The organism is Streptomyces sp. NPDC001515 (assembly GCF_053597115.1).
Genome location: NZ_JBSFHN010000022.1, coordinates 1 through 17,698, shown reverse-complemented (window position 1 = coordinate 17,698; position 17,698 = coordinate 1). Strand labels below are relative to the sequence as shown.

Below are 17,698 nucleotides of genomic sequence, written 5' to 3'. Positions count from 1 at the left end.
TGCCGGACGGTCCGTTGTAAGGGAGTGGCCTCACCCACTCGGGTGAACCATCAGTGACGCTACCTGGCGTTTTGGGATCTGTCAGTAGTTCCCAGGGGAGGAATATCTCGCAATCGGGAGGGTGGTGGGCGACCGAAGAGCGTGGGGCGGCCGCGGGCAGAGCAACGCACTTTTGACCGGGCGCGCAGCGTCAGAGCCATTGGTTTTTGACTCATGCAGCTGTGCGCACTTCCTGCTTCGTCACCCTTGCCGCCCGGACGCACCCTTGAAGGGCACCCCCGACCGGTCTTACACGGGCTCCACAGGCTTACGGCCGACGGCCCGTCGGTCCGTACCGCAATTCTGCCCTTCCTCATGCGGCCAGCAGGACGTCCTCCAGCTCCGACGCCTTGATCACTGGCGGAGGCGTCCGCTCTGGCGGAAGCGCGGAGGCCACCAGCCAGTACAGCCGCATCCCCTCCTCCCGGAGATTCCGCGCCGCGTTCACATCCCGGTCATGCACCGCACCGCACTCCGCGCACGCCCACTCCCGCACCGACACATCGAGCGACGGCCTCTTGGCATGGCAGTCGGAACACCGACGCGTCGACGGGAAGAAGCGGTCCACGACCACCAGCGTCCGTCCGTACCAGGCGCACTTGTAACGCAGCTGCCGAAGCAACTCACCCCACCCGGCGTCAAGGATCGACCGAGTGAGCCGGGCCTTGCGCCCACGCCCCTTTCCGACCGCCGTGCGCAGGAGATTCATGATGGCCAGGTCTTCCACCACGAGCACTTGGTTCTCGCGCACGAGGCGGGTCGTCAACTGGTCCAGCATGTCCCTGCGCACATCGCCGATCAGCGCGTACAACCGGGCGATCCGTTCCCGGGCCTTCTCCCGGTTGCGTGACCCTTGTCTTTTGCGATGCAGCCCCCGCTGAAGCCGGGCCAGCTCCCTGTCGTACTTCTTCAACAGCCGCGGATGATCCACCTTCGTACCGTCATCGAGCGTCACCAACGCGGCCAACCCCAGATCGATCCCCACCGCCTTCGGCGCCCGCTCACCCGGCACGAAGACCGCGGGCAGCGGATCGATCCGTTCCTCGACCAGCACCGCCACGAAGAACCGCCCCGCCCGGTCCCGCGTCACCGACAGCTTCACGGGCACCACCCCGGCAGGCAGCGGCCGCGACCACCGCACATCCAACGGCACCGTCTGCTTCGCCAACGTCAGCGACCCCGTGCCCGGCCGCTCCGGATCTTCCACCCAACGAAAACCGGTCCGCACATACGTCGCCGAGTCCCGCGACCGGCCCTTCTTCTTCCGCTGCGGATATTTCGCCGACTGCTTGAAGGACCGAGTGAACGCCCCGTCCAGATGCCGCAACGACTGCTGAAGCACCGTCGAGGACACCTCACCCAGCCACGACGTCTCCGCCGCCCGACGCCAACCCGTCAACGCCCGGCACGTCTCGGCGAACCCCACCGACACCCGATGCCGCTCCCAGGCACCCACCCGGAGCGCCAGTCCTTCGTTGTAGACCCAGCGACACGCCCCGAAGGTCTTGCTCAACTGCTCGGCCTGCGAAGCGGTCGGGTAGAAGCGGTACCGGTACACACGCTGCTGCGTACCAGAAGCCTTCGTCCGGCTCTTCATGGCGGTCGACGCGCGGCCGTGATGCTTCTTGCGGTCGGCGATACCCAGAGCCTCCCGCTTGATGCGTTTGGCCTCCTCACCGGTCACCCGAACCGGCACGCCCGCGCTGTCCGCCGTATCCGCCATGCTGCGCCGCCCCCCGACTGTCCGATATCCGGATGGGTACGTCAGTGTTCTTAACGCACGGGTGCTCGGGTGGTTACGGAGGTGCCGGGACTTCGTGGATCGGTCGCTGGGTGCTGTGTAGAGTGGGGGCTCGCGCGCGCGGTTGTTTTGGTGTGCGCGTTGCCGCCTTAGCTCAGTTGGCAGAGCAGGACCTTTGTAACGTTCAGGTCGTCGGTTCGATTCCGACAGGCGGCTCAAAACCCCAGGTCAGCGCGTTGCTGACCTGGGATTTTTTGTGCCCGGGCCGGCTCACCCCCGTCCCGACAGCTTGTTCGCGAGCTTCGCGATCGGGTCGGTGTCCGGGCGGGAGGTGGCGGCTTCGCGGCGGTCGGCGGTGCGGTAGGCGGCGTAGAGGGTGTGGACGCCGAGCCAGCGGAGGGGTTCGGGTTCCCAGCGGCGGACGTGATGGTTGACCCAGGGGAGGGTGGTGAGGTCGGTGGCGCCGGCCTGGCCGGAGTCCTGCTGGATGAGGTCGCGCAGGGTGCGGGCGGCGAGGTTGGCGGTGGCGACGCCGGAGCCGACGTAGCCGCCGGCCCAGCCGAGGCCGGTGGAGCGGTCGAGGGTGACGGTGGCGCACCAGTCGCGGGGGACGCCGAGGACGCCGGACCAGGCGTGGTCGACGGCGGCGCCGGCGGCGGCGGGGAAGAGGCGGACGAGGAGGTCGTGGAGGGAGTCGACCGTGGCGGGGTGGGTGCGGCCGTCGTTGTCGGTGGCGGAGCCGTAGCGGTAGGGCCGGCCGCGGCCGCCGAGGGCGATGCGGTTGTCGGCGGTGCGCTGGGCGTACATGTAGGCGTGGGCCATGTCGCCGAGGGTTTCGCGGTTGTCCCAGCCGAGGGCGTCCCAGGTGGAGTCGGGGAGCGGTTCGGTGACGATCATGGAGGAGTTCATGGGGAGCCAGGTGCGCTTCTGGCCCTTGAGGTCGGCGGTGAAGCCTTCGGTGCAGCGCAGGACGTAGGGGGCGCGGACCGTGCCGTAGGGGGTGACGGCGTGCTTGGGGCGGATCTCGGTGACCGGGGTGTTCTCGTGGATGGTGACGCCGAGGGCTTCTACGGCGGCGGCGAGTCCGGTGACGAGTTTGACCGGGTGGATGCGGGCGCCGTGGGGGGTCCAGGTGGAGCCGACGGCTCCGTGGACGCGGACGCGTTCGGCGGTTTCGCGGGCGCCGTGCAGGGTGCGGTCGGTCTCGCCGAAGGCGATCTCGACGGAGTGGAAGTCCTTGAGGCGGGCGAGCTGGGCGGGGGTGTAGGCGACTTCGAGGACGCCGCCGTGGTGGATGTCGGCGTCGATGTTCTCGGCGGCGGCGGTGGTGATGACCTCGGTGACGGTGTCGTTCATGGCCTGCTGGAGGCGGACGGCGGCGTCGTGGCCGTGGAGGCGGGCGTAGCGGTCGCGTCCGGCGATGCCGTTGTAGAGCCAGCCGCCGTTGCGTCCGGAGGCGCCGTATCCGCAGAAGGAGGCTTCCAGGACGGTGATGTTGAGGAAGGGGGCGGCCTTCTTGAGGTAGTACGCCGTCCAGAGTCCAGTGTATCCGCCGCCGACGACGCAGACGTCGGCGTTGCTGTCACCGGGCAGGGGTTCGCGGGGGTCGGGGATGCCGTGGTCCGCGTACCAGAAGGATATGCCGCCGTTGACGGTGCTCATGTTGCCCCTGCTTGTCCGTGTCCGTGTCCGGGTGTGGGGACGGCCGGGTCGCCGGTGTCCGTGTCCGGTGTGGCTGTGGAGTGGGTGGTGCTGCGAGGGGAATTTACTGGGCTGGGGTGGGTTTCGTCTCGGGGTGGGCGCGGGTGAGGGGGTAGCAGGCGAGGCCGATGAGGACGGCGGTGAGGTGGCCGATGTCGGTGAAGGTGGGGCTGGTGGCGAGGGGGATGCCGTAGATGACGAGGACGGTGAAGAGGTAGAGGGGTCGCCAGGGGCGGGCGATGTAGTAGGTGAGGACGGCGACGACTCCGGCGAGGGCGTAACTGGCGCCGATGTCGAGGGTGTTGGCGGCCGAGGGCGGGGCGTGGCCGTGGCGGATGGCCCAGGCGAGGACGCCTTCGCTGACGAGGGTGGCGAGGACGTGGGCGCTCGCGGCGACGGCGAGCCAGCGCGGGGTGCCGAGGCGGCGTTCAGCGGGGGCGTGGAAGAGGGTGTAGAGGACGGCGTAGGGGAGCCACTGTCCGCCGTCGATCCAGAAGGCGCTGCTGATGAGGACGCGGACGGGGTTGCGGGTGAGTTCGTGGATGTTGGTGGAGCGCTGGCGGAGGAAGTCCTCCTCGAAGTCGGGTGACATCTGGTGGACGATGACGGTGGTGACGAAGAGGGCGGCGAGCCAGAGGTAGGTGCCGGGGGCGCTGCGGATCCAGGAGCCCGCGCCGCGGATCCACGTGGCGGGTGCGGTGCGGGGCCGTGTGGGTGGGGCGGGGCGGCTCGGGAGCATAGCCGATTGACGCACGCCCCTAGGATCCGGGACGTGATTGACATTCCGGATGAGCTGATCGCCACTCAGGTTCGGTACAACGGGGCCGCCGGGCGCGCGTTCGTGGCGGGGCTGCCCGCGCTGGTGGAGGGCTTTCTGGGGCGCTGGGGGCTGCGCCCGGACGGGCCGGTGGCATGGGGGGTCTGTGCGCTGGTGGTGCCGGTGGTGCGGGTGGGGGATGGGCGCCGGGCGGTGTTGAAGTGCCAGTTGGTGGATGAGGAGACGGCGGGGGAGCCGGTCGCGCTGCGGTTGTGGGGCACAGCGGGCGCGGCGGGTGGTGCGGCGCGTGCGGTGCGGTTGCTGGAGTGGGACGCGGCGACGGGGACGATGCTGCTGGAGCGGTTGGACGCGCGGCGGCCGTTGTCGGGGGTGGCGGAGGCCCGGGAGGCGGTGCGGGTGGTCGCGGGGCTGCTGGCGGGGCTGACGGCCGTACGGGTTCCGGAGGGGGCGGGGCTGCGGGGGCTGGGGGCGGCGGTGGTCCGGATGCTGGAGGTGGCGCCGGAGGTGGTGCGTGCGCTGGCCGACGAGGGGGAGCGGCGGTTGGTGGCGGACTGCGCGGCGGCGGTGCGGGAGGTGGCGGGGGAGCCGGGGGACCGGTTGCTGCACTGGGATCTGCACTTCGGGAACGTGCTGGCCGCGGAGGGTGGCGGCGGTGACGGGGGGCCGTGGGTGGCCATCGATCCGAAGCCCTTGGTCGGGGATCCGGGGTTCGATCTGTTTCCGGCGCTGACGGACCGGTTCGATGCCGGGGACGTGGGGTGGCGGTTCGATGTGCTGACGGGGGCGCTGGGGCTGGACCGGGAGCGGGCGCGGGCCTGGACGCTGGCGCGGGTGCTGCAGAACGCCTGCTGGGAGCGGGCGGAGGGCGGGCGGCGACTGGTCCCGGCCCACGCGGAGGTGGCGCGGCGGTTGCTGGGCGGGGGACGGCGGGCGTAGCCGGTGGCGGTGGACGGCTGCGGGGGCTGCGGGCGCGGCCGGTGGCGGTGGATGGCTGCGGGGTACGGAGTGGGGGCATCGTCGCTGGTGGGCGCGGTGGCGTGCCTTACGCTGCCCTCATGATTCGTACCGCTACCCCTGCCGATGTGCCGGTCATCCACGCCCTGGTCCGTGAACTCGCCGAGTACGAGAAGGCGTTGCACGAGGTCAAGGCCACCGAGGAGCAGTTGCGCGAGGCGCTGTTCGGTGAGCGGCCGGCCGCTTTCGCGCACGTCGCCGTGTCCGACGAGGCCGACGGGGACGGCGAGGGCGAGGTGGTCGGGTTCGCCCTGTGGTTCCTGAACTTCTCGACGTGGAACGGGGTGCACGGGATCTATCTGGAGGACCTGTACGTGCGCCCCGAGCGGCGCGGTGGCGGCCACGGGAAGGCGCTGCTGACGGAGCTGGCGCGGATCTGCGTGGAGCGGGGGTACGGCCGGCTGGAGTGGTCGGTGCTGAACTGGAACGCTCCGTCGATCGCGTTCTACGAGTCGCTGGGTGCGCGTCCGCAGGACGAGTGGACGGTGTACCGGCTGACGGGTGGGGCGCTGGAGGGTCTGGGGGCCTGAGGGACTGGCGGGTGGCCGGGGAGCTGACGGGTCTCGGGCGTCGGCGGGCCCCGGTGAGCCGGGCTCCGGGTGCCGGATGGGGGGCGTTGTCAGTGGGGTGCGTCACGATGGGGTCATGGTGCGCAGCAGTGGTGGTTCGGGCAGGTCCGGCCGGGGGGCCGGGAGCGGTGTCGTGGGGGCGCGGCGTCCGGAGGTGAGGCTGCCGCCGCTGGTGGCGTGGGACGGGGGCGGGCTGGAGCCGGACGGGGACTACGACGGGGTGCGGTTCGAGGCGGCGGATCTGGCGGACGAGTCGGGGCCGGGGTCCCGGTTCATGGACTGTGCGCTGGAGGGCTGTTCCCTGGACCGTACGGAGCTGGGCAGGGCGCGGTTCATGGACACGGTCCTCACGGGGGTCCGGGGGGTGGGCACCGATCTCTCGGGGGCGTCGCTGCGCGATGTGGAGGTGGTCGACGCGCGGCTGGGCGGGACCCAGTTGCACGGGGCGGTGCTGGAGCGGGTGCTGTTCCGGGGCGGGAAGATCGATTACCTGAATCTGCGGAAGGCCCGGCTCAAGGACGTGGTCTTCGAGGGCTGTGTGCTGGCGGAGCCGGATTTCGGGGACGCGGGGCTGACCCGGGTGGAGTTCCGGGACTGTGTGCTGCGCCGGGCGGATTTCAGTGCGGTGCGGATGGAGCACGTGGACCTGCGGACGGTGGCCGAGCTGGACATCGCGCGGGGGGTGGACCGGCTGGCGGGGGCGGTGATCAGTTCGCTTCAGCTGATGGAGCTGGCTCCGGCGTTCGCGGCGCAGATCGGGGTGCGGGTGGAGGACTGACTCCGGGGCGGGGGGCCGGGGGGCCGGGGGTGGTGGGTCAGACGCGGGGGAAGCGGGCCTGGAGGTCCCAGACGACGGGGTTGTCGGCCAGGCCCTCGTGCAGGTCGGCGAGGTCGGCGATGAGGTCGTGCAGGAAGTCGCGGGCCTCGCGGCGCAGCAGGGAGTGGCCGAAGGTGAGCGGGGGTTCCTCGGCGTCCATCCAGTCGGCCTCGATGTCGACCCAGCCGAAGCGGCGTTCGAAGAGCATGCGGTCGGTGGATTCGGTGAAGTCGAGTTCGGCGTACTGGCGGCGGTGGGAGCGGTTGCCGCGCGGGTCGCGGTCGAGCTGTTCGACGATGTCGCACAGGGCCCAGGCGAAGTCCAGGACGGGGACCCATCCCCAGGCTGTGGATACCTCGCGGTCCTCCTTGGTGTCCGCGAGGTAGACGTCCCCGGAGAACAGGTCGTGGCGCAGGGCGTGCACGTCCGCCCTGCGGTAGTCGGTCTGCGGGGGGTCGGGGAAGCGCCGGGAGAGGGAGTAGCCGATGTCGAGCACGGTCCGATGGTGTCATGCCGCCGGGGCGGGTCCGGCGGTGAGGGAGGGACCCCGGGGGCCGGGCCCGGGGGAGGTGGCTCAGGGGAGGAGGCGTTGTTCCTTGGCGACGGAGACGGCGCCGGCGCGGGTGTCGACGCCGAGCTTGTCGTAGATGCGGCCCAGGTGCGTCTTGACGGTGGCCTCGCTGATGAAGAGGGCGCGGGCGATGTCGCGGTTGCCGAGGCCGCGGGAGAGCTGGCCGAGGATGTCGCGTTCGCGGTCGGTGAGGGTGGGCAGGGGGGCGCGCATCCGGGCCATGACGCGGCTGGCGACGGGCGGGGAGAGCGTGGTGCGGCCCTGGGCGGCCGAGCGGATCGCGGCGAAGAGTTCCTCGGGCCGTTCGGCCTTCAGGAGGTAGCCGGTGGCGCCGGCCTCGATGGCGCGGGTGATGTCGGCGTCGGTGTCGTACGTGGTGAGGACGAGGACGTGGGCGTCGGCGGAGGCGGCGACGATGCGGCGGGTGGCTTCGACGCCGTCGATGCCGTCGCCGAGCTGGAGGTCCATGAGGACGACGTCGGGGGCGAGCCGGGCGGCCAGGGCGACGGCCTCCTCGCCGCTGCCGGCCTCCCCGGCGACCTCGATGTCGGGTTCGCTGCCGAGGAGGGCGAGGAGCCCGGCGCGTACGACGGCGTGGTCGTCGCAGAGCAGGATCCGGACGGGCGGGTGCGCGGCGGTCATGCGGGGTCCTGGGGGGTGAGGGGGCCGGTGGGGGCGTCGGGGAGGGGGACGGCGGCGGTGACGACGGTGCCTTCGCCGGGTGCGGACTCGATGGCCAGGGTGCCACCGAGCTGCTGGAGCCGGGCGCGCATCGCGGGAAGTCCGTGGCCGCGGACCCCGGTGGGGGCGCCGGCCGGGCCGGCGGGGGTGAAGCCGTGGCCGTTGTCCGCGATGTCGAGGACGGTGCGGTCGTCGAGGTGGGTGAGGGTCAGGGCGGCCTCGGTCGCGCCGGCGTGTTCGCGGACGTTGGCCAGGGCGCCCTGGGCGATCCGCAGCAGTGCGGACTGGGTGCGGTCGGGCAGCGGGGCGTGGGCGGTGCCCTCGACGTGGCAGCGGACGGTCAGCCGGCCCTGGGCCTGGGCGGTCTCGCGGGAGGCGAGGGCGTGGAGGGCCTGTTCGAGGCCGCCGCCCTCGGCGAGGTCGGCGGGGGCGAGGTCGTGGACGAAGCGGCGGGCCTCGGCGAGGTTGCGTTCGGCGATGCCGGTGGCGGTGCGGACGTGGCGGCGGGCGGTGGCCGGGTCGGCGTCCCAGGTGCGGTCGGCGGCCTGGAGCAGCATCTGCTGGCTGGACAGGCCCTGGGCCAGGGTGTCGTGGATCTCCATGGAGAGCCGCTGCCGTTCGGCGAGGGTGCCCTCGCGCCGTTCGGTGGCGGCGAGTTCGCGGCGGGTGCGGAGGAGGTCGTCGATGAGGTCGGCCTGGGTGGCGGCCTGGCGCTGCATATGGACGAAGACGGCGGTGGCGACGGCCGCGACGGCGGGCGGGGCGAGGATCAGATTGGGGTCGAAGCCGCTCGCGAGGCGCAGTTGCGCGGCGACGACGAAGAGCGTGAGCACGGTGACCAGGACGAGGGCGGCGCGCGGCGGGAGGATGCGCAGCCCGGTGTAGAAGAGCGGGACCGCGCACCAGGCGAAGCTCGGCGCGAGGACGACCAGGACCATCCACACGGCCACGAGCGCCCCCAGCCACACGAGGCGGCGCGGTGTCGGGCGGGAGCCGAGGACGGGGCCCAGTACGTACAGGGCGGCCAGCGCGACGGACAGTCCGATGATCCACGGAGTGCGGGTCTCGCCGGGGTGGCGGAGCAGGAAGCGGGTCAGCGAGGCGCCCAGCAGCAGGAAGAACGCGGCGTGCATGAGCCGGGCGAGGGCGCGGGTGCCGGGGTCGTCGGAGCGGCGGGGGTCGTCCGCGCGTCCCGCGCCGCCCGTGCGCCCGGAGCCTCCGGCGTGCGCGGCGCCGCCCGTGCGCCCCGAGCTGCCCCGCGTCACCGTGTGTCCCTGGACCGGGGCCTGTTGTGCCGCGTCACTCGTACCCCTTGCTTCCCGCCGCTCGTGCTGTTCGGACCGCCGTGCCGTGCCGTACGGGCCGCTTGTCCCTGTGGTGCCGTACGGACCTGCCGTACCGCCGGGCCGTACGGACCCGCCGTACCGCCGGGCCGTACGGACCCGCCGTACCGCCGGTACCGCGCTGACCCGAGCCGATCCGCACTGACCCGCTCCGACCCGCGTTGACCTGCGTGGACATTCCATCGTCACCCCGGCGGGCGACGGGCGCATCAACCGATCGGCCGATGGTGAGGTCGGCCGTCCCGCGCGCGGTGTCGAGCCGGTACGACGACGGGCGGGGGCGGGGGGCGACCGGAGGATTGATGTCAGAACGCAGGAACCACCCGGCGCCACTCCCGAGGAGCACCCCATGAAGAAGATGACCATGCGCACCCGTGTCCTGACCGGTGCCGTCGCCGCCGCCGCGCTCGGAGCCGGCACCTTCGGCGCGATGTCCGCGAACGCCTCCGCCCCGGCCGCCGCGCCCGCCACCACCGTCAAGGCGGACACCGCGAACCGGAACCTCCAGCAGACCACGCACCTGACGCTGGACGCCGCGACCAAGGCCGCGAAGGCGTCCCTGGAGGCCGCGAAGAAGGAGAACCAGCGCGTGGCCGTCTCGGTCGTCGACCGCAACGGCAACACCATCCTGACGCTGCGCGGCGACGGCGCGGGCCCGCAGGCGTACGAGTCGGCCGTCAAGAAGGCGTACACCGCCGTGTCCTGGAACGCCCCGACGTCCGAGCTGGCCAAGCGGCTCGCCCAGGCCCCGACGCTGAAGGACATCCCTGGCACGCTGTTCCTCGCGGGCGGCGCCCCGGTGCAGGTCAAGGGTGCCCCAGTGGCGGGCATCGGCGTGGCCGGCGCCCCGAGCGGCGACCTCGACGAGAAGTTCGCCCAGGCCGGCGTCGCCGCCCTCGCGAAGTAACCGCACCGACCCACGGGAGACCGGCATGAACGCCCTCGACCAGCAGTTGCTCGACGCCGCACGCACCGGCGACACCGATGCCGTGCGGGCCGCGGTCGAGGGCGGTGCCAGGGTGGACGTCCGCGATCAGGAGTTGCGCACCCCGCTGCTCCTGGCCGTTCACGGCGATCATGTCGAGACCGCCCGGGTGCTGGTGGCGGCGGGCGCGGACCCCGACGCGCAGGACGCCCGCGAGGAGAGCCCGTGGCTGGCGACCGGGGTCACCGGCAGCGTCGCGATGATGCGCGTGCTGCTGCCGGCCGGTCCCGATCTGGGCCTGCGCAACCGGTTCGGCGGGATCGCGTTGATCCCGGCGAGTGAACGCGGCCACGTCGCGTACGTACGGGAACTGCTCCGGGCCACGGACATCGACGTCGACCACGTCAACCGGCTGGGCTGGACCGCCCTGCTGGAGGCGGTCATCCTCGGCGACGGCGGCCGGGCGCACCAGGAGATCGTCGAACTGCTGCTGACGGCCGGGGCGACGCCGGGACTGCCGGACGGCGACGGGGTCACGGCGCTGGCCCACGCCGAGCGCCGGGGCTTCACCGAGATCGCCGCGCTGCTGCGGGCCGCCACGGGCGGCGAGACCCCCGGAAGCGGTGACCCCCGGTGACCGGCCGCCGCTCGGGGCCGCCGCGCGCCGCGCCCGAGCCGGGGCATGGGGTGGAAGACTCGCCCGCTCGGCGACGCCCGGCCCGCCCGCTCGCCGCGCTCGCCGCGCTCGCCGCCACCGCCGTGCTGGCCGGATGCGCCGCCGAGTCGACCGGTACGCCGGATCGGCCGGCCGCGCCGAGCCGGTCGGAGCGGACGGCGGCGGCCGCCCCGTCGGTGACGCCGTCGCGGGGAGAGACCCCCGGGGGCACGCTGCTGGTGGCCGACTTCGGCGGCGACACGGTGACCTTCGTCGATCCGGAGCGCGGTGCGTTCGACCGGGTCGAGGTCGGGACCGCCCCGTACGGTCTGGTCGTCGGCAAGGACGGCCGGGCCTGGGTGGCGACGGCCGAGGGCGTCGCGGTCGTCGACACGAGCACGCGGACCCGGCAGGCGCTGATCCCGTACGAGACGGAGACCGGGCCCGTCACCGGCGGGGAGTACCGGGGCGGCGGCATGGGCATCGCCCTGGCCCCGGACGGCAGGCACGTCTACGTGGGCGTGAACGTCCCCGACGCCCACGGGGTGCTGGAGGTCGTCGACACGGCGACGCGCGAGGTCACCGGTACGGCGGACGTGGGCCGGCGCCCGTTCGACGTGGACGTCTCGCCCGACGGCGCCGAGGTGTACGCCACCGGTCACGACTCGTTCGACGTCACGTCCGTGCGGGCGGACACCCTGCGCACCCGGCGCATGGAGGTCGCGCCGTACGGCACCGAGGGCGGGCTCGGTTCGTGGCTCAAGCCGCACTACGCGGTGGTCCGCCCGTCGGACGGGAAGCTGCTGCTGCCGTTCGAGGGCGAGCGGCTGGCCGTTCTCGATCCGCGTACCGGCCGGGTGGACATCGAGCCGATGACGGCCGACACCCATCAGCACGGGGCGGCCCTGGCCCCCGACGGCACGCTGCTCGTGGTCGGTACGGGGCCGATCGCCTCCGACGACGAGGAGCCCTCGCTGACGGTCCGCTCGCCGGACGGCTCCGAGCGGGTCGTGCCCCTGGAGGGGCCGCACGAGGACGTCGCCGTGTCGCGGGACGGCCGTACCGCGTACGTCACCGGCGGGTTCACCCGTGACGGCTACTGGAACGGGATCACCCTCGTGGACCTGGCCGGGGAGAAGCCCCCGGTACGGCTGGCGGCGGGCGAACGGCCGCTGGGCATCGCGGTTCTCTGAGCGGTTCTCCGGGCGGTTCTCCGGACGGTCCGCTGATGTCGTGTTCCGATGTGGTGTTCCGACGTTGTCCCCCGCGCGGTCTCCTGGGTGGTCTCCCGGGCGGCGGAACGTGACATTCCAGGCATAGGATCCGTCGGATGGATCATCGAAACCCGGGACGTGCCGTCGTATCGCGACCGGTACGGGCCGGGGCCGCCGCGCTGCTGCTCGTCCTCGCCGTGCCCGCCTGTTCGGGCGGCACCGGCGGGGTGGAGGGGAAACCGGGCGCGTCCGGGGTGCGCGATCCGCTCTTCCCGAAGCTCGGCAACGGCGGCTACGACGTCACGCACTACGCGCTGACGCTCGACGTCGACCCGGACGAGGGGACCTTGCGCGGCACGGCCGAGATCACCGCCCGCGCCACCCAGGACCTCAGCTCCTTCAACCTCGACCTCGCCGGGCTCACCGTGGACTCCGCGACCGTGGAGGGCCGCCCGGCGGCCGTCAACCGGGCGGGGAACGAGTTGACGCTGCGTACGGACGCCAAGGTGGAGGACCGGCTGCGCAAGGGCGAGACCTTCCGCACGGTGGTCCGCTACTCCGGCTCCCCGAAGACCCTCACCGACGCGGACGATTCCGAGGAGGGGTGGCTGGAGACGGACGACGGGTCGGTGGCGCTCGGTGAGCCGGCCGGGTCGATGACGTGGTTCCCCGGCAACAACCATCCCAGCGACAAGGCCGCGTACGACCTCACGGTCACCGTCCCCAAGGGGCTGACGGCGGTCTCCAACGGGGTGCTCGCCGGGCCGCCGGTGACGGAGGGGGACCGCACCACCTTCCACTGGCACACCGCCGAGCCGATGGCGAGCTATCTGGCGACGCTGGCCGTGGGCCGTTTCCGGCTGAAGACCTTCACCATGGCGGGCGGCACGACGGTCACCACCGCCGTCGATCCGGAGGTGGCGAAGGCGAGTGCGCGGACCGTGGCGCGGGTGCCCGAGGTGGTGGAGTGGGAGGCCGCGCACTTCGGCCCGTACCCGTTCTCCGCCACGGGCGCGATCGTCGAGCGCGAGGACGACGCGGGGTACGCGCTGGAGACGCAGAATCGTCCCTTCTTCCCCGGGCCGCCAAGCATCGGGCTCCTCGTGCACGAGATGGCGCACCAGTGGTTCGGGAACTCGGTGACGCCGAAGCGCTGGCGCGACATGTGGCTCAACGAGGGGCTGGCCACGTACGCGGAGTGGCTGTGGGAGGAGGAGAAGGCGGACACCCCGGCGCAGGAGTCGTTCGACGAGGCGTACGAGTCCGAGGCCAACTGGGCGTTCCCGCCGGCCGATCCGCCGGGGGCGGCGGAGATCTCGGCGGACCCGGTGTACGGGGGGGGCGCGATGGTGATCCACAAGATCCGGGAGGCGGTCGACGACGACGAGGAGTTCTTCGCGCTGCTGCGGGGCTGGGCGACGGCGCACCGGCACGGGAACGTCTCGACGGAGGACTTCACCGCGTACGTGGAGGAGGAGACCGGGCAGGATCTGTCGGAGCTGTGGGAGCGCTGGCTGTACGGCAGGAGCCGGCCCGCCGCGGACGGCTGACCGGCTCCCGGGTGGGGGGTGAGTACGGGGACGGGGCGTCAGCCGACGTTGACGGCGCTCCAGGCGGCGTCGACGGCGGCCAGTTCGGCGCTGTCGGCGCCGTAGAGGTCGGTGGCGGCCTTCTCGGTGGCGGTGCGGGCGTCCGCGTAGTCGGTGGTCGAGGTCATGTAGACGGAGAGGGCCTTGTACCAGATCTGGACGGCCTTGTCCCGGCCGATGCCGGTGACGGTGGAGCCGTCGGCGGTCGGGGAGTCGTAGTCCACGCCGTTGATGGTCTTCGCGCCGCTGCCCTCGGACAGCAGGTAGAAGAAGTGGTTGGCGACGCCGGAGGAGTAGTGGACGTCGAGGTCGCCGACGCCGCTGTCCCAGTAGTCGGCCGAGCCGCCGTCCTTGGAGGGCTCGTCCATGTAGCGCAGCGGGGAGCCGTCGCCGTTGATGTCGATCTTCTCGCCGATGAGGTAGTCACCGACGTCGGTGGTGTTGTCGGCGGCGAACTCCACGGAGGTGCCGAGGATGTCGCTGGTGGCCTCGTTGAGTCCGCCGGACTCGCCGCTGTACTCCAGGTTGGCGGTGGACGAGGTCAGGCCGTGGCTCATCTCGTGGCCGGCGACGTCGAGCGCGGTGAGGGCGCTCTTGTTGTCGGCTCCGTCGCCGTACGTCATGCAGAAGCAGCTGTCGTCCCAGAAGGCGTTGACGTACGCGTCGCCGTAGTGGACCCGGGAGTAGGCGGCCTTGCCGTCGCCCGCGATGCCGTCGCGGCCGAAGGCGGACTTGTAGAAGTCCCAGGTCTGGGCGGCGCCGTAGTGGGCGTCGACGGCGGCGGTCTGGCGGTCGTCGCCGGTGCCGTCGCCCCAGGTGTCGTCATCGTCCGTGACGAGGTCGCCGGTGCCGCTCTCGCCCTGGTTCAGGTCGTACGTCGTGTGGCCGCCGCGGTCGTTGTCGGTCAGCTCGAAGCCGGAACCTGAGCCGGAGGCGGTGGTGGAGAGGTCGACGGTGCCGCTGTACTGGCTGTTGCCGACGCCGGCGGTCTCGATCTCCTCGGTGCTGCGCAGGGTCGCGCCGGTGGTGGCGTCGGTGATGACGCGGACGCGGCTGGGGGTGCCGTCCTTCTTGACGCCGGTGCGGACGGACTCCAGGGCGAGGACGGGGGTGCCGTCGCCGGCCCAGATCACCGTGCGGGCCCCTGCGGCCGTCTTCACCGCGGGGGTGGTGGACGGCACGGATATCCGGGCGTCGGTGGCCTTGGTGACGCTCTTGAGGGTGCCGCCGGCGGTGGCGTGGGTGACCAGGTCGCCGCCGAGCACCGGCAGTCCGGCGTAGGTGCGCTCGTAGCGGGTGTGGACCGTTCCGTCGGCGTCCTTGATCACATCACGGGCGATCAGCTTCTCCTGCCCGCCCAGCCGCAGGGCCTCGGCGGTCGCGGGAGCGTCGCTCTGTGCCGCCTTGAGGGCGGTGGCGCGTGTGGCGGCACTCCGGAAGGCCGGGGCGGTGGGGGAGGAGGCGGAGGGGGAGCCGCCGGGCGTCTGCTGTCCTGCGCTGGCCGTGCCGCTCTGGAGTCCGACGACGGTCATCGCGGCGACGGCGGCCAGGGCCGCGGCGCGGCGGGTGTTCCTGTGGGGGGACATACGTGCTCCGTTGCTCGTTCCGTGGGGGGTTACGAGCCGAGAGCGTGCCACCGAATGACCAGTTTTGACGGTGTACCAACAATTGCCTCACAATTCTTTGACCAGTTCTTGTCCGACTGGAGGCGGTCTCTGTCCGCTATCCGGCGGGGTCCTGCCGGGGCGTCAGGGACCCGTGCCCCGTGCGCCGCCCGGCGCCTTCCAGAAGCTCCGTCACTGCCGCCAGCACCTTGAGCGGCACCGCGCGCAGGGCCGCCACGGGGAACGCGTAGTCGAGGGTGAGCCGCGTCGCCGTGGCACGGCCGACCGGCTCGGGCGGTCGGCCCGCACGGCACGTCGAAGCCCCCGGCCGCAGGACGTTCGGCCGGGGGCTTCGGGGAGTGCTGGGACGGGTGTCAGATGCTGACGCCGAAGTCCTGGGCGATGCCGCGGAGGCCGGAGGCGTAGCCCTGGCCGACGGCGCGGAACTTCCACTCGGCGCCGTTGCGGTAGAGCTCGCCGAAGACCATGGCGGTCTCGGTGGCGGCGTCCTCGCTCAGGTCGTAGCGGGCGATCTCGGCGCCGCCGGCCTGGTTCAGGATGCGGATGTACGCGTTGCGGACCTGGCCGAAGTTCTGGCTGCGGGTCTCGGCGTCGTAGATCGAGACCGGGAAGACGATCTTGTCGATGTCGGCCGGGAGGGCCGCCAGGTTGACGTTGATCTGCTCGTCGTCGCCCTCGCCCTCGCCCGTGACGTTGTCACCGGTGTGGACGATGGACTGGTCCGGCGTGGACTTGTTGTTGAAGAAGACGAAGTGGGCGTCGGAGAAGACCTTGCCCGCGGCGTTGACCGCGATCGCCGAGGCGTCGAGGTCGAAGTCCGTGCCGGTGGTGGTGCGGACGTCCCAGCCGAGGCCGACCGTGACGGCGGTGAGGCCGGGGGCCTCCTTGGTGAGGGAGACGTTGCCGCCCTTGGACAGGCTTACTGCCATGGGAAGTCCCTTTCATCTGTCGAGTCGGGCTTCGTGCCATCACGAAGCTACCGTCACACCTCCTAACGCAGGCAGGGGACCGCCAGGTTCCATCCGGCTTTACTTTCTTTACCGAACGAGGAAGTTACGCCGTACGGGCGAGGCGCCCGGCAGCGGGAAGCCGAGGGGAAACCGAGGCGGAGCCGAGCGGAAACCGGGGTGACGAACCCCCCGTCCGCCGGGGACCATGGGGGTATGTCCGGTCCCTATGTCATCCGCGGAGCGGTCTCCCTTCCGGAGGCCGAGCTCATGTGGCGTTTCTCGCGGTCCTCCGGGCCCGGCGGCCAACACGTCAACACCACGGACTCCCAGGTCGAACTGCGCTTCGACCTCGCGGCCACCGACGCGCTCCCCGAGGTGTGGAAGGAGCGCGCCCTGGAGCGCCTGGCCGGACGCCTGGTCGACGGTGTGGTCTCGGTCCGCGCCTCGGAGCACCGCTCCCAGTGGCGCAACCGCGAGACGGCCGCCGTACGGCTGGCCGCCCTGCTGGCGGAGGCCACCGCGCCGCCGCCCCGGCCCCGGCTGAAGAAGAAGATCCCGCGCGGGATCAATGAGCGCCGGCTGCGGGAGAAGAAGCAGCGCGCCGAGACCAAGCGTGGCCGCTCGGGACGGGACTGGTAGCGCCGGTTCCGTCCCCGGAAGGCTCTCGGCCCAGCTGCCATACCGGCCCCGGAAAGCTCTCGGCCCAGTGCCAATACCGGCCTGGGAAGGCTCTCGGACCAGCTGCCGATACCGTCCCGGGAAGGCTCTCAGCCCAGCTGCCGGTACCGGCCCCGGAAGTACGTCAGCGGGCCGCCGTCGCCGGTGGGCAGGTGCGCGCCCAGGACGCGGCCGATGACGAGGGTGTGGTCGCCGGCCGTCACGCGCTGCTCGGTGCGGCACTCCAGGGTGGCGAGCGCGCCTCCGACCAGCGGGGCGCCGCTGACCTCTCCGCGTACGTAGGGGATGTCCTCGAAGAGGAGACGGTCGCTGATGCGGCCCTTCATGGCGAAGCGGCCCGCGATGTGGCGCTGGCTCTCCGCCAGGACGGAGACGGCCCAGAGGGGCTGCTCGGCGAGCAGGTCGTCCATCCGGGAGCCGTCGCGGAGGCTGACCATGACCAGCGGCGGGTCCAGCGACACGGACATGAAGGCGGTCGCGGTCATGCCGACGTCCTCGCCCCTGCCGTGCTCGTCGAGCGGCGGCTCCTGGGCGGTGATCAGGACCACTCCGGCCGCCAGCCGGGCGAGGGCGCCGCGGAACTCGTCATTGCTCACCCCCTCAGCATGGGGGACGGACTCGGTACGCGGGGCGGGGGGCTTCGTCTGCAACACATCCGGAACGCTAACCGCGTACGGTGGGCCCCCACATCGGGCCAAGGGACCAGACAGGTCCTAGGGCGTGTCCGAAAAGTCATGGGAGCCAGAGCTGGAGGCAGGCGAGGGTGACCATGGCTTGGTAGTGGGCGGCTCGTTTGTCGTAGCGGGTG

17 protein-coding genes and 1 tRNA gene are annotated in these 17,698 nt (G+C 72.1%); 9 read left to right on the top strand and 9 right to left on the bottom strand.

Translation table 11 applies throughout. The features are described 5' to 3' along the window. Positions 1–352: 352 nt before the first annotated feature. Positions 353–1,762: an RNA-guided endonuclease InsQ/TnpB family protein gene (locus ACWCXC_RS23070; protein ID WP_450890406.1), complete on the bottom strand. Its 1,410-nt coding sequence runs from the start codon at positions 1,760–1,762 to the stop codon at positions 353–355. A gap of 161 nt (positions 1,763–1,923) precedes the next feature. Between ACWCXC_RS23070 and ACWCXC_RS23065 the strand changes: the two genes are divergently transcribed. Beyond that, a tRNA-Thr gene (locus ACWCXC_RS23065) sits at positions 1,924–1,996 on the top strand. A 54-nt stretch (positions 1,997–2,050) separates the two neighbouring features. Here ACWCXC_RS23065 and ACWCXC_RS23060 read toward each other — a convergent pair. Further along, positions 2,051–3,442 carry an NAD(P)/FAD-dependent oxidoreductase gene (locus ACWCXC_RS23060; RefSeq protein ID WP_450682176.1) on the bottom strand — a complete coding sequence of 464 codons (1,392 nt, stop codon included), beginning with the start codon at positions 3,440–3,442 and terminating at the stop codon, positions 2,051–2,053. A gap of 103 nt (positions 3,443–3,545) precedes the next feature. Beyond that, positions 3,546–4,220: a rhomboid-like protein gene (locus ACWCXC_RS23055; protein ID WP_450890475.1), complete on the bottom strand. Its 675-nt coding sequence runs from the start codon at positions 4,218–4,220 to the stop codon at positions 3,546–3,548. A 24-nt stretch (positions 4,221–4,244) separates the two neighbouring features. Between ACWCXC_RS23055 and ACWCXC_RS23050 the strand changes: the two genes are divergently transcribed. From ACWCXC_RS23050 to ACWCXC_RS23040, 3 genes are all read left to right on the top strand, one after another. After that, on the top strand, positions 4,245–5,195 hold the full coding sequence (locus ACWCXC_RS23050) for an aminoglycoside phosphotransferase family protein (RefSeq protein WP_450890474.1): 951 nt from the start codon (positions 4,245–4,247) through the stop codon (positions 5,193–5,195). A gap of 119 nt (positions 5,196–5,314) precedes the next feature. After that, positions 5,315–5,803, top strand: a complete 489-nt coding sequence (locus ACWCXC_RS23045) for an N-acetyltransferase family protein (protein WP_450682177.1) — start codon at positions 5,315–5,317, stop codon at positions 5,801–5,803. 115 nt (positions 5,804–5,918) lie between these two features. Beyond that, positions 5,919–6,620: a pentapeptide repeat-containing protein gene (locus ACWCXC_RS23040; protein ID WP_450682178.1), complete on the top strand. Its 702-nt coding sequence runs from the start codon at positions 5,919–5,921 to the stop codon at positions 6,618–6,620. 37 nt (positions 6,621–6,657) lie between these two features. On the opposite strand, the gene ACWCXC_RS23035 is transcribed toward ACWCXC_RS23040, so the two are convergent. From ACWCXC_RS23035 to ACWCXC_RS23025, 3 genes are all read right to left on the bottom strand, one after another. Continuing rightward, positions 6,658–7,155: a hypothetical protein gene (locus tag ACWCXC_RS23035; RefSeq protein ID WP_450682179.1), complete on the bottom strand. Its 498-nt coding sequence runs from the start codon at positions 7,153–7,155 to the stop codon at positions 6,658–6,660. A 78-nt stretch (positions 7,156–7,233) separates the two neighbouring features. Then, complete coding sequence (locus ACWCXC_RS23030) at positions 7,234–7,872, bottom strand: response regulator (protein WP_450682180.1); 639 nt, start codon at positions 7,870–7,872, stop codon at positions 7,234–7,236. Then, positions 7,869–9,176, bottom strand: a complete 1,308-nt coding sequence (locus tag ACWCXC_RS23025; protein ID WP_450890405.1) for a sensor histidine kinase — start codon at positions 9,174–9,176, stop codon at positions 7,869–7,871. Before ACWCXC_RS23025 ends, ACWCXC_RS23030 begins: the two co-directional genes overlap by 4 nt. A gap of 427 nt (positions 9,177–9,603) precedes the next feature. Here ACWCXC_RS23025 and ACWCXC_RS23020 point away from each other — a divergent pair, with 427 nt between their 5' ends. The 4 genes from ACWCXC_RS23020 to ACWCXC_RS23005 all read left to right on the top strand — a co-directional run bounded on the left by ACWCXC_RS23020 (position 9,604) and on the right by ACWCXC_RS23005 (position 13,598). Next, positions 9,604–10,161, top strand: a complete 558-nt coding sequence (locus tag ACWCXC_RS23020; RefSeq protein ID WP_450682182.1) for a GlcG/HbpS family heme-binding protein — start codon at positions 9,604–9,606, stop codon at positions 10,159–10,161. A gap of 25 nt (positions 10,162–10,186) precedes the next feature. Next, positions 10,187–10,816 carry an ankyrin repeat domain-containing protein gene (locus ACWCXC_RS23015; protein WP_450682183.1) on the top strand — a complete coding sequence of 210 codons (630 nt, stop codon included), beginning with the start codon at positions 10,187–10,189 and terminating at the stop codon, positions 10,814–10,816. 50 nt (positions 10,817–10,866) lie between these two features. After that, positions 10,867–12,027, top strand: coding sequence for a YncE family protein (locus tag ACWCXC_RS23010; RefSeq protein ID WP_450890404.1), 1,161 nt, complete (start codon positions 10,867–10,869; stop codon positions 12,025–12,027). A gap of 137 nt (positions 12,028–12,164) precedes the next feature. Then, on the top strand, positions 12,165–13,598 hold the full coding sequence (locus ACWCXC_RS23005) for a M1 family metallopeptidase (protein ID WP_450890403.1): 1,434 nt from the start codon (positions 12,165–12,167) through the stop codon (positions 13,596–13,598). 38 nt (positions 13,599–13,636) lie between these two features. Here the strand turns inward: ACWCXC_RS23005 and ACWCXC_RS23000 are convergent, their stop codons facing one another. Together ACWCXC_RS23000 and ACWCXC_RS22995 are read right to left on the bottom strand one after the other, a co-directional pair. Further along, on the bottom strand, positions 13,637–15,223 hold the full coding sequence (locus ACWCXC_RS23000; protein WP_450890402.1) for a M4 family metallopeptidase: 1,587 nt from the start codon (positions 15,221–15,223) through the stop codon (positions 13,637–13,639). 392 nt (positions 15,224–15,615) lie between these two features. After that, a complete protein-coding gene (locus ACWCXC_RS22995) occupies positions 15,616–16,191 on the bottom strand; it encodes a TerD family protein (protein ID WP_450682188.1) in 576 nt (191 codons plus the stop codon). 234 nt (positions 16,192–16,425) lie between these two features. Between ACWCXC_RS22995 and arfB the strand changes: the two genes are divergently transcribed. Further along, positions 16,426–16,851 carry an alternative ribosome rescue aminoacyl-tRNA hydrolase ArfB gene (arfB, locus tag ACWCXC_RS22990; protein ID WP_450682189.1) on the top strand — a complete coding sequence of 142 codons (426 nt, stop codon included), beginning with the start codon at positions 16,426–16,428 and terminating at the stop codon, positions 16,849–16,851. A gap of 128 nt (positions 16,852–16,979) precedes the next feature. Here arfB and ACWCXC_RS22985 read toward each other — a convergent pair whose 3' ends face one another. Then, positions 16,980–17,486, bottom strand: a complete 507-nt coding sequence (locus ACWCXC_RS22985; protein ID WP_383648364.1) for a flavin reductase family protein — start codon at positions 17,484–17,486, stop codon at positions 16,980–16,982. Positions 17,487–17,698: the final 212 nt, after the last annotated feature.